The 11168-nt window shown below is 72.8% G+C and carries 11 protein-coding genes; 8 read left to right on the forward strand and 3 right to left on the reverse strand.

Going from position 1 to position 11168, the window contains the following annotated elements; genetic code table 11:
* The 7 genes from CCS38_RS33165 to mug all read left to right on the forward strand — a co-directional run.
* Positions 1-1420 (forward strand): extracellular solute-binding protein (locus CCS38_RS33165; protein WP_223737073.1); only part of this gene is annotated, 1420 nt, incomplete at its 5' end.
* Between the two features lie 2 nt (positions 1421-1422).
* Entirely contained in the window at positions 1423-2364 is a 942-nt protein-coding gene (locus tag CCS38_RS33170) for a carbohydrate ABC transporter permease (protein WP_223737075.1), read from the forward strand.
* Positions 2361-3209, forward strand: a complete 849-nt coding sequence (locus CCS38_RS33175; RefSeq protein ID WP_223737077.1) for a carbohydrate ABC transporter permease — start codon at positions 2361-2363, stop codon at positions 3207-3209. Before CCS38_RS33170 ends, CCS38_RS33175 begins: the two co-directional genes overlap by 4 nt.
* Positions 3206-4261: an NAD(P)-dependent alcohol dehydrogenase gene (locus tag CCS38_RS33180; protein ID WP_223737078.1), complete on the forward strand. Its 1056-nt coding sequence runs from the start codon at positions 3206-3208 to the stop codon at positions 4259-4261. The genes CCS38_RS33175 and CCS38_RS33180 overlap by 4 nt, the downstream gene beginning before the upstream one ends.
* A gap of 66 nt (positions 4262-4327) precedes the next feature.
* On the forward strand, positions 4328-5161 hold the full coding sequence (locus CCS38_RS33185; protein WP_223737081.1) for a DeoR/GlpR family DNA-binding transcription regulator: 834 nt from the start codon (positions 4328-4330) through the stop codon (positions 5159-5161).
* Between the two features lie 121 nt (positions 5162-5282).
* Positions 5283-6716, forward strand: a complete 1434-nt coding sequence (gene purB / locus CCS38_RS33190; RefSeq protein WP_223737083.1) for an adenylosuccinate lyase — start codon at positions 5283-5285, stop codon at positions 6714-6716.
* Between the two features lie 22 nt (positions 6717-6738).
* Positions 6739-7290, forward strand: a complete 552-nt coding sequence (mug, locus tag CCS38_RS33195) for a G/U mismatch-specific DNA glycosylase (protein WP_223737084.1) — start codon at positions 6739-6741, stop codon at positions 7288-7290.
* Here mug and CCS38_RS33200 read toward each other — a convergent pair.
* Entirely contained in the window at positions 7221-7745 is a 525-nt protein-coding gene (locus CCS38_RS33200; RefSeq protein ID WP_223737085.1) for a hypothetical protein, read from the reverse strand. The two genes, mug and CCS38_RS33200, sit on opposite strands and share 70 nt — an antisense overlap.
* A gap of 128 nt (positions 7746-7873) precedes the next feature.
* Between CCS38_RS33200 and CCS38_RS33205 the strand changes: the two genes are divergently transcribed.
* Positions 7874-9028, forward strand: a complete 1155-nt coding sequence (locus CCS38_RS33205; RefSeq protein ID WP_223737086.1) for an ROK family transcriptional regulator — start codon at positions 7874-7876, stop codon at positions 9026-9028.
* Positions 9029-9084: 56 nt separating this feature from the next.
* On the opposite strand, the gene CCS38_RS33210 is transcribed toward CCS38_RS33205, so the two are convergent.
* Both CCS38_RS33210 and CCS38_RS33215 read right to left on the reverse strand, forming a co-directional pair.
* A complete protein-coding gene (locus CCS38_RS33210; RefSeq protein ID WP_223737087.1) occupies positions 9085-9837 on the reverse strand; it encodes a GntR family transcriptional regulator in 753 nt (250 codons plus the stop codon).
* 289 nt (positions 9838-10126) lie between these two features.
* Positions 10127-11014, reverse strand: a complete 888-nt coding sequence (locus tag CCS38_RS33215) for an RNA polymerase sigma-70 factor (RefSeq protein ID WP_223737088.1) — start codon at positions 11012-11014, stop codon at positions 10127-10129.
* Positions 11015-11168: the final 154 nt, after the last annotated feature.

Genomic DNA, 11168 nt, shown 5'->3' on the forward strand with positions numbered 1-11168 from the left:
ACGCGCCCTCCTCCGAGGCGCCGCCGCCGTCGGGGCCGCCGGGCTGCTCACCGCCTGCGGCCGCGCGTCCGGCGCGTCCTTCGACGCCGGCGCCGCACCCTGGCGCCGGTACGCCGGCACCACGCTGAACTTCATCTCCGAGAACACCGCGCCCACCGCCGCGATCGCCGCGAACCTCGCGCCCTTCACGAAGCTGACCGGCATCCACGTCAACATCGTCACGCTGGAGCTGTCCGCGCTCGCCCAGAAGGTCGCGCTGGACCTGGCCTCCGGCAACGGCGAGTACGACGTGGTGTACGCCGACCCGTACCAGGTCCTCGCGCCGTACGCGGCCGCCTTCGCCGACCTGCGGGAGTTCCAGGAGCACCCGGACCTGCCCCGGCTGCCCGGCGGATTCGGCGACTTCGTCGCCACGCACCTGGACGCGGCCGGGCGCTTCGAGGACCGCGAGAAGGTGCTGGCGCTGCCGTACGACTCGGCGACCATGATCTGGCAGTACCGGGCCGATCTGTTCGCGAAGTACCGCGACCGGATGGCCGCCGACCTGGGCTTCGACCCGACGCCGTCGGACGCCACGACATGGGAGCAGTACTACGCGATCGCCCGCTGGTTCAACGAGCACACCGACGAGGTGAAGTACGGGACCGGGCACCAGGCGAAGCAGCACGACTCGCTGATGTGCGACTTCTCGAACGTGCTGTGGGCGTACGGCGGGGACTACTTCGACGACGGCGCGCGGATCGGGAGCCTGGGCGCCACCGATCCCGGGCGGTGCCGGCTGGGGTCCGAACGGGCCGTGGCCGCGGCCGAGTTCTACCAGCGGCTGCTGAAGATCGCCGACCCCGGGTCGCGGACCTGGGACTGGGACGGGCTGGGCGCCGCGTTCCGGGCCGGGCGGATCGCGATGTGCCCCAACTTCCACGAGTACGCGGCGTCCAACGAGGCCGTGATGCCGGGGAAGGTCGGCTACGCGCGGCTGCCGAAGGGGCCCGCGCGGGCCGCCGGCATGTACGGCGGGACCGGCATCGCGATATCCGGCGTCGCTCCGAAGCGGCGCCGCGAGGCCGCCTGGCTCTTCGCCAACTGGGCTACGGCACCGAAGACACAGCTCGCCGGGCTGGCGAGCAAGGTCGGCGGCGGCACCCCGACGCGTACGTCGGTGTACGCGGAGCGCGCGGTGCTCCGCGCCGAGCACCGGCCGACGAAGCTGCCCAACATGCTGACCGCCAAGGCCGTACGGGAGACCTGGCAGCCGGCCAACATCGGGCTGCGGCCCAAGATCCCGATGTGGGGCGAGTGCGACACGGCCGTCTACACGCAGCTGTCCGGGCTGATCGCCGGGGACGCGTCCCCGCGCGCGACGATGCGGGCCACCGCCGAGCGCATCGACCGGATCACGGCACGAGGGTGGGTGGCCTGAGGATGACCACGTCTTCCGTACGGGCGGAGGCACCGGACACTGCCGCCCCCGCGCCCGGCACCGGGCAGCCGCGCCGCCGCCGGCTCCCCGGCTTCCACGGCCGCATGATGGCCCCCGGCATCCTCGTCCTCGCCGCCGTCTCCGTGCTGCCGTTCGTGGCCGTGGTGGCGATGAGCTTCTCCCGCGTCCATCTGCTCGGCGGCCTCGGCCTGGAGGGCGTCGGCCCGGACAACTGGGGGCGGCTGTTCACCGACCCGGACATGGCCTGGGCCTGGGCCCGCACCGCCGCGTACTTCGTGCTCACCGTCGGCGGCGAGATGGTGCTCGGCACGCTGCTCGCCGTCTGCCTGTGGCGGCTGCGGCGCGGCCGCAACGCGGCACTGAGTCTGATGCTGCTCCCGATGTTCGTCGCGCCCGTGATCGTCGGGCTGCTCGGCCGCTTCCTCACCGACTCCACGTTCGGCCTGTACAGCTGGCTGCTGCGGCAGGTCGGGTACCACGGCGACATCATGGGCGACCGGACCAGCGCGTTCGCGGCGGTGACGCTGATGGACATCTGGGAGTGGACACCGCTGATCGCGCTCATCGCGCTGGCCGGGCTGACGTCCGTACCGGCGAGCGTTCTCGAGGCCGCGGCCCTGGACGGCGCGGGCATGCTCCGCACGCTCCGGTACATCGTCCTGCCCTCGATCACTCCCGTGCTGCTCGTGGCGCTGCTGATCCGGTCCATGGACGCGCTGCGCTACTTCGACATCATCTGGAACACCACCGGCGGCGGCCCCGCCGACGCCACCAAGGTCGCCTCCGTACGGCTCTACGAAACGGCCTTCCGCTTCTTCGACTTCGGGTACGCCGCCGTGACCGGCCTGCTGATGCTCGCCGTGACCACCGTCGTCGCCCGCTTCTTCGTCCGCCTCCTCGAACGGAAGGAGCTGCCGCGATGACCACCGCCGCTCTCGAACGCGGTACCCGTACCGCCCGCTGGACCGTCCGCGTCCTCGTGCTCGTCGCCCTCGTCTGGACCCTCGTACCGCTGGGCTGGATGCTGCTGTCGTCCCTGAAGGCCACCGGGGAGGTCACCGCGCCGACCCCGAGCCTGTCGTTCGCGCCGACGCTGGAGAACTACCGGCGGCTGTTCAGCGGCGGCAACTCGCTCTGGCCGTACCTGCGCAACAGCGTGGTCGCGGCGGGCGCCTCGGCGCTGCTGGCCACCGCGCTGGGCGCGCTCGCCGGCTACGGCCTGGCCCGCAGCCGGATGCGCGGCAAGCACCACCTGTCGTTCTGGATCATCTCCACCCGGATGGCACCGATCGCGGCCGTGGTGCTGCCGATCTTCCTGATCTTCCGCTACCTCGGGCTGATCGACACCCTCCCCGGCCTCGTCCTGGCCTATCTCTCCTTCAACCTGCCGTTCGCGATCTGGCTGCTCAGCGCCTTCTTCGCGGAGGTACCGCCGTCCCTGGAGGAGTCCGCGCTGGTGGCCGGGTGCAGCAACTGGCAGGCGTTCCGGCACGTCATCCTGCCGCTGACGCGCCCGGGCCTGGTGACCACCTTCGTGCTGTGCCTGGTGTTCTCCTGGAACGACTACGCCTTCGCGCTGGTCCTCAGCGGACCGCACACCCAGACCCTGCCCATCGCCGCCAGCCAGCTGGTCACCCAGACCGGCATCGACTGGGGGCAGCTGACCGCCATCGGGACCGTCGTGGTGATCCCGATGATGCTCGTCGGCCTCGCCGTACGCCGGTGGCTGGTCACCGGCCTGACCATGGGAGCCGTGACCGGAGAATGACCTTGTCGACCTCTTCCGAGACTCTGCCCGAGACGATGCGGGCCGCTGTGCTGCTCGCGCCGAAGCAGCTGGAGATCCAGGAGCGCCCGGTGCCCTGGCCGGGCCCCGGCCAGGTGCTCGTACGCGTCGAAGCCGTCGGCGTGTGCGGCTCCGACGTGCACTACTACGAACACGGGCGGATCGGCGACTTCGTCGTCCGCTCCCCCATGGTCCTCGGGCACGAGCCGGGCGGCACGGTCGTCGCGCTCGGGCCCGGCGCGGCCAGGCACACCATCGGGCAGCCGGTCTCCATCGAGCCGGGCGTGCCCTGCGGCCGCTGCGCCCAGTGCCGCCAGGGCCGGTACAACCTCTGCCCGGACGTGTCCTTCTACGCGACGCCGCCCGTGGACGGGGCGCTGTGCGAGTACGTCGCCGTGGACGAGGACTTCGCGCATCCGGTGCCCGAGTCGCTGGGCGCGGAGGGCGCGGCGCTGCTCGAACCGCTGTCGGTGGGCGTCTGGGCCTCGCGGAAGGCGCGGATCGCGCCGGGGTCGCGGGTGCTGGTGACGGGGGCCGGGCCGATCGGGCTGGTCGCGCTGCAGAGCGCGCGGGCCTTCGGGGCGAGCGAGGTCGTGGTCACCGATGTCGCGCCGCAGCGGCTCGCCGTGGCCCGCGAGCTGGGCGCCACCGCGACCGTCGACGCGCGCACGACGCGGCTCGCCGACACCGGGTACGAGCCGGACGTCCTGCTGGAGTGCTCGGGCGCGCCGGCCGCCGCCGAGGAAGGGCTGCGCGCGCTGGGCCGGGCGGGGCGTGCGGTGCTGGTCGGGATGGGCGGGGACACCATCCCGCTGCCGCTGGCGCATGTGCAAAACTTCGAGATCGAGGTCACCGGTACGTTCCGGTACGCCAACACCTGGCCGACCGCCATCGCGCTGGCCGCTTCCGGCGAGGTGGATCTGGGCCGGCTGGTCACGCACCGGTACGGCCTGGAGGACAGCGGGGTGGCGCTCACCGCGGGCGCCGCCGATCCGGCCGCGATCAAGGCCGTGGTGCGTCCGCGGACCGGCTGACGGCGCGCCGGGCCGCACGACGCTCCGGGCCGCACGAGAGGGAACGCACGAGGGAAGGAGGGCCGGGTGCCCGCCAAGGCGCGGCTGTCGCAGGCAGCCGTCGAGGACCGCCGGCAGGACGTACTGAAGTACGTCGTCGAGCGGGGCGAGATCCGCATCGACGACCTCGCCGCGCACTTCGGCCTCAGCCTGATGACCATGCACCGCGATCTCGACGATCTCGCGGGGCGTGATCTCCTGCGCAAGGAGCGCGGGCGCGCGGTCGCCTTCCCGGCCCTGACCATGGAGACCGCCACCCGCTTCCGGGAGGGCGCGCACCGCGAGGTGAAGAGCGCGCTGTGTGCCGCCGCGGCCCGGCGGATCCGGCCGGGCAGCACGCTGCTCATCGACGACTCGACCACGCTGTACCCGCTGGCCGGCATTCTGGCGGAGATCGACGGGCTCACCGTCGTCACCAATTCGGTGGGGCTGGCGCAGCGGCTGTCCTCGGCGTCCGGCACCTCCGGCGGTCCGGCGCGGTCCGGCCCGGAGGTGACGCTGCTCGGCGGGCAGTACCAGAGCGACTTCAACTCCTGCACCGGACGCGAGGTGACGCGGGGGCTGTCGCGGATCCACGCGGATCTGGCGCTGATGTCGGCGACCGCGGTGCACGGCGGCCGGCTGTTCCACCCGCTGCCGGAGTTCGTCGAGGTCAAGGAGGCGATGCTGGGCGCCGCCACGGGCAGCCTGCTGCTCGCCGACCACTCCAAATTCGGCAAGACCGCCACGTACTGCTACGGGGACGCCGCGCTGTACGAGGCGGTGATCACCGACAGCGGTACGGAGGCGCGCGAGCTCGCCGCCGTGCGTGAGCTGGGGGTCGAGGTGGAGACGGTACCGGCAGAGCCGTCCGGCTCGTAGCGGAGCCGTGCGCCTTGCGGCGGGAGCTGTGCTGCTTGCGCGGAGAGGCGTACGGCTTGTAGCAAGCCACAATCCGGACCGTGGCGCCGGCCTGCGCAAACGAACAGTAGAATCGGCTCACGTGACTGCAAAGCCCCGCATCCCCAATGTCCTGGCCGGCCGCTACGCCTCCACGGAGCTGGCCGTCCTGTGGTCCCCCGAGTACAAGGTCAAGCTGGAGCGGAAGCTGTGGCTCGCCGTGCTCCGCGCGCAGAAGGACCTCGGCGTTGAGGTGCCCGAGCAGGCCCTCGCCGACTACGAGCGAGTCCTGGACGACGTCGACCTGGCCTCCATCGCCGAGCGCGAGAAGGTCACCCGGCACGACGTGAAGGCCCGGATCGAGGAGTTCAACGCCCTCGCCGGCCACGAGCAGGTCCACAAGGGCATGACGTCCCGCGACCTGACCGAGAACGTCGAGCAGCTCCAGGTCCGCCTCTCCCTCGAACTGATGCGGGACCGCAGCGTCGCCGTCCTCGCCCGGCTCGGCAAGCTGGCCGGCGAGCACGCCGAGCTGGTCATGGCCGGCCGCTCGCACAACGTCGCGGCCCAGGCCACCACCCTCGGCAAGCGCTTCGCCACCGCCGCCGACGAGCTGCTCGTCGCCTACGCCCGCCTGGAAGACCTCCTCTCCCGTTACCCGCTCCGCGGCATCAAGGGCCCGGTCGGCACCGCGCAGGACATGCTCGACCTGCTCGGCGGCGACGCCGGCAAGCTCGCCGAACTGGAGCAGCGCATCGCGGGCCACCTCGGCTTCGCGCAGAACTTCACCTCGGTCGGCCAGGTCTACCCCCGCTCCCTCGACTACGACGTGGTCACCTCCCTGGTGCAGCTGGCCGCCGCGCCCTCCTCGCTCGCCAAGACCATCCGCCTGATGGCCGGCAACGAGCTGGTCACCGAAGGCTTCAAGCCCGGCCAGGTCGGCTCCTCGGCGATGCCGCACAAGATGAACACCCGCTCCTGCGAGCGCGTCAACGGCCTGATGGTCATCCTGCGGGGCTACGCCTCGATGGCCGGCGAGCTCTCCGGCGACCAGTGGAACGAGGGCGACGTGTCCTGCTCCGTGGTCCGCCGCGTCGCGCTGCCGGACGCCTTCTTCGCGCTGGACGGCCTGCTGGAGACCTTCCTGACCGTCCTGGACGAGTTCGGTGCCTTCCCCGCCGTGGTCGCCCGCGAGCTGGACCGCTACCTCCCCTTCCTCGCCACGACGAAGGTCCTCATGGGTGCCGTGCGCGCCGGCGTGGGCCGCGAGGTCGCGCACGAGGCGATCAAGGAGAACGCCGTCGCGGCCGCGCTCGCCATGCGCGAGCAGGGCGCCGAGCGCAACGAGCTGCTGGACAAGCTCGCCGCCGACGACCGCATCCCGCTGGACCGCGACCAGCTGGCCGAGGCGATGGCCGACAAGCTGTCCTTCACCGGCGCGGCCGCCGACCAGGTGGCGGCCGTGGTCGCGCGCATCGAGGAGATCGCCAAGGCGCACCCCGAGGCCGCGGCCTACACGCCGGGCTCCATCCTCTGACCCTGCGTCCGATCGGAGCGCCGTGCCGCGTTTCACCCCCGAAGAGCTGGAAGCCGCTCGTGACCGCCTCGTCCCGGACGTGGCCGCGAGCGGCCTCCGGGTGCTCTTCTGCGGCATCAACCCCGGCCTGATGTCGGCCGCGACCGGGCACCATTTCGCCCGGCCCGGCAACCGCTTCTGGCCCACGCTGCACGCCGCCGGCTTCACCCCCCGGCGGCTGCGGCCCGACGAGGAGCAGGAGCTGCTGCGGTACGGCGTCGGCATCACCAACGTCGTGCAGCGGGCCACGGCCCGCGCGGACGAACTGACGCCGGAGGAATTCGCGGAGGGCGGCCGCCAACTGGAGGAGAAGGTGCGCCGGCTGCGCCCTGCGTGGCTGGCGGTCGCCGGGGTCACCGCCTACCGCGCGGCCTTCGGCGACAAGCTCGCCAAGGTCGGCCCGCAGGAGCGGACCATCGGCGACGCCCGTATCTGGGTGCTCCCCAACCCCAGTGGGCTGAACGCTCACTGGAACCCCACCACGCTGGCGGAGGAGTACGGCCGGCTCCGCGCGGCGGCGTTCGCCGAGGAGTGACCGCCCTGCCGGGGCAGCGGCGGTCCCTCGCCGCGGTCCGGCCACACCGCCGCGACCAGCTCGTACGGCAGGAAGTCGGCGGCTCTGCCCATGCCGGTCGCCACCCGGCACTCCCCCACCGTCCAGACGTGCGCCGTCGTGGTCAGGGCCGACAGCTCCGCCAGCGGCGGCCACACCGGCAGCCCCCTCGCCGACCGCTCCAGATGGGGCGTCAGGTCCAGCGCTCCGGGCGGGCCCCAGCGTAAGGACAGCACACCGTCCAGCGCCTCCCGCTCCGCTTCGAGCTCCTCCGCGGCGGCCCGCTCGTCCGCCGGATCGGCGTCCCAGAACTCCTCGCTCACCCGGAGCCGGAGCATCCGCCCGGCATCCCCTGGCGCGTCGACCGCGGTGCCGCGCACGGTGTCGATCGCCGCGTCGATCGCGGACAGGTGGCCGTAAAACTGTTGCCTCGTCATGTCATCAGTAAAGACCCGGGGTCTGACAATCGGTCCGTCACGGGCCGTGACCAGCACACTTCGGGGCTCGCCGCGGGCCGTCCGACCGGCTACGATCCCGCCAACACGCGAGGCGAGGGAGACGGACGTTGGGGCGGCTCACCGGAGGGGACCCCTCCCTGCTGCGGCGGATCAACTCCGCGGTGGTACTGCACACGCTGCGCGCCGCCGACTCCCCCACCCTGACCCACCTGGTACAGCTCACCGGCCTGTCCCGGCCCACCGTCGAGGGGGTCGTGGAGGGCCTGATCGAGTCCGGGCTGGTCGTGGAGGCGCCGGCCGAGGAGGGCGCGCGGCGGCAGGGCCGACCCGCCCGCCGGTTCCGTTTCCGCGCCGAGGCCGGGCACTTGCTGGGCATCGAGATCGGCGCGCACCGGGTCTCGGCGCTGCTGTCCGATCTGAGCGGCCGCGTGCTGGGGTCGGTCCAGCACGACGTGGACGAATCGGCCCCGGCCGACCGGCGGTTGGCGTGCGTCCGGGACACGGTCGCCGACCTGCTGCGGCAGGCGGGCGTGGCCCGTGACTCGCTGCGCGCAGTGGGCGTCGCGGGCCCCGGGATCGTGGAGGCGGACGGCACGGTACGGCTGGGTACCGCGCTGCCGGGCTGGACGGGGCTGCCGCTGGGTGAGCGGCTGCGCAAGTCCTTCCGGTGCCCGGTCCTGGTGGAGAACGACGCCAACGCGGCCGCGGTGGCCGAGCACTGGAAGGGCGCGGCGGCCGGCTCGGACGACGTGGTGTTCGTACTGGCCGGGCTGAGTCCGGGCGCGGGTTCGCTGATCGGCGGGCGGCTGCACCGCGGCTTCGGCGGAGCGGCCGGCGAGATCGGCGCGCTGCACCTCTTGGGGCGCGGGGAGACGCCGGAAACGCTGCTGTCGACGACCGGCGAACCGCTGCACCCGCTGGACGAGGCACAGGTCGCAAGGGTGTTCACGCTGGCGCGCGAGGGCGACGCGCGCGCCCGGGACGCGATGCGGCGCTTCATTCAGCGGCTGGTGCACGACGTCGCCGCGCTGGTCCTCGCCCTGGACCCGGAGATCGTCGTGGTCGGCGGCTGGGCGGCCGGTCTGGACGGTGTACTGGCCCCGCTGCGCGAGGAGCTGGCGCGCTACTGTCTGCGGCCACCGCAGGTCGCCCTGTCGGCCCTGGGCGAGGCGGCGGTGGCGACCGGCGCCCTGCGCCTCGCCCTCGACCACGTCGAGGAGCAGCTGTTCGCGGTGGAGGGCACGGTGACGGCCCGGCGCTGACAGCCGGACGCCGGCCAGTACGGCCCGCCTCGGCCCGGCAGTACCGCCACGTCGTCTCAGCCCGTCAGTACCGCCACGTCATCGCGGTCCCCGAAGGTGAGGCGGCAGGTGTCGGCGCGGTAGGTGGACACGGAGACCGCGGTGGTGCGGCCGCCGGTCACATAGCGCGTGGTGACCACCAGTACCGGCGCGCCCGGGAGCCGGTCCAGCTGCTTGGCGTCCTCGGCGCGCGCCGAGCCCAGTTCCACGGCGCGCTCCTCGCCGTCCAGTTCGAGCCGCTGCAGTTCCTGGAGGACGGCACGGGCGCGGGCCACCGGGCCGGTGGCGGCGGCCGTCGCCAGTCCGGGGACGGACTCGGCCGGTACATAGAGCAGTTCGGCCGCGACCGGCTGGCCGTTGTCGACCCTGGTGCGCCGCACGACGTGCACGGTGTCGCCCGCGCCCACCCCCAGCGGCTCGGCGACGGCCGCGGGGACCGCGCTGCCGTCCACCGCCGCCGCGTCGGCCGGCTGCCAGGCGTCACCGGGCGCGCCGGGCCAGCTGTGTCCGGAGCGGTCCACGGGCACGCCCATACGGGGCGGCGCGACCGTGGTGCCCACGCCGCGGCGCCGCTGCAGCCTGCCTTCGAGTTCGAGCTGTTCGAGCGCCTGCCGGAGCGTGGCGCGGGCAACCCCGAAGCGCGCCGCGAGGTCCCGCTCGTTCGGCAGGATCTCGCCGACCGCGAACTCCGAGTCGAGCGCCTCGCTGAGCACGGTCTTGAGGTGCCAGTACTTCGGTTCCTGCACCGTGTCGAGCTGCGTGGTCCCCACCCTGTCCTCCGCATTCGCCGTGTCCCGGGACCGCCCCCCGGGGTGCCCCCCGGCGCCGGCCAGGGGTTTCGAGCGCTTCTTTATTAAAGGTTGTTGAGATATGCCTGCGACGATATGAGCGGCCTCACCCTTGGTCAAGACCAATGGGCGATCCGATGCCGTAGCGTGACCGACTCAACACGGTTGGACACGGCCAATGGGCGCGCGAATGCGGCGATGAGCACACGAAGCCGGCGACCCATCGGGCCGCCGGCTCTACGGAAGGGCGGGCTTTACGGAAGGACGGGGCTCAGGCCGCCGCCGACACCGCCGCCAGCTTGTCCGGGTTACGGACGACGTAGATCGTCTGGATGCGGCCGTCGACCACATCGAGCTGGAACACCGAGTCGACCCGGTCGCCGACCCGCCCCACCAGCGCGATCCCGCCGTTGAGCTCGGCGAAGCCGAACCGCAGGTCCACGGCCGGGGCCTTGGAGACGCCGACCAGGAACCGCCCGACCTTGTCCGCCGTCTCGATGACGCGCAGCGGCGCCTTGGCCTTGCCGCCGCTGTCGCCGACCAGCCGCACGTCCTCGGCGAGCAGGCCGATCAGCCCCTGGAGGTCGTCGCCGGCCGCGGCGGCGAGGAACCGTTCGGTCAGGTCGCGCTGGCGCTCGGGGTTCACCTCGAAGCGCGGCTTGCGCTCCTCCACGTGGCGCCGCGCCCGCCCCGCCAGCTGGCGCACCGCGGCCTCACCCCGCTCCAGTACGGACGCGATCTCCGCGTACGGATAGCCGAACGCCTCGCGCAGCACGAAGACGGCGCGCTCCAGGGGCGAGAGGGACTCCATGACGACGAGGACCGCGAGCGTGACGGACTCGGTGAAGACGGCGCGGTCGGCGCTGTCCGGGACGGCGCCGCCGAAGTCGGTGGCGACGGGCTCGGGGAGCCACGGCCCCACGTATGCCTCGCGCCGGGCCTGCACTTGGCGGAGCCGGTCGATCGCGAGCCGGGTGGTGACCCGCACCAGGTAGGCGCGCGGCTCCCGTACCGTGTCGTGGTCGGCGGCCGACCAGCGGAGCCACGCCTCCTGGACGACGTCCTCGGCGTCGGCCACCCGGCCGAGCATGCGGTAGGCCACGCCCTGGAGGACGGGGCGGTGTTCTTCGAAGACATCGGTCGCGGTGTCGGTCAGCACGCCCTCATCCCACCGGTACGCCGCCGTGTTGTCCAGCGGGTTCCGTGTGGTCCAGTGGGTTCTGCACGGCCGGGGAATTCACGTCCGCCTGCTACCCACCGGTAATGATTGCTGACATGGTGTCTCTTGGGCCGCCCCCGCGTACGGCCCGCCC

Source organism: Streptomyces purpurogeneiscleroticus, from assembly GCF_020024005.1.
Classification (GTDB): Bacteria; Actinomycetota; Actinomycetes; order Streptomycetales; family Streptomycetaceae; genus Streptomyces; species Streptomyces purpurogeneiscleroticus.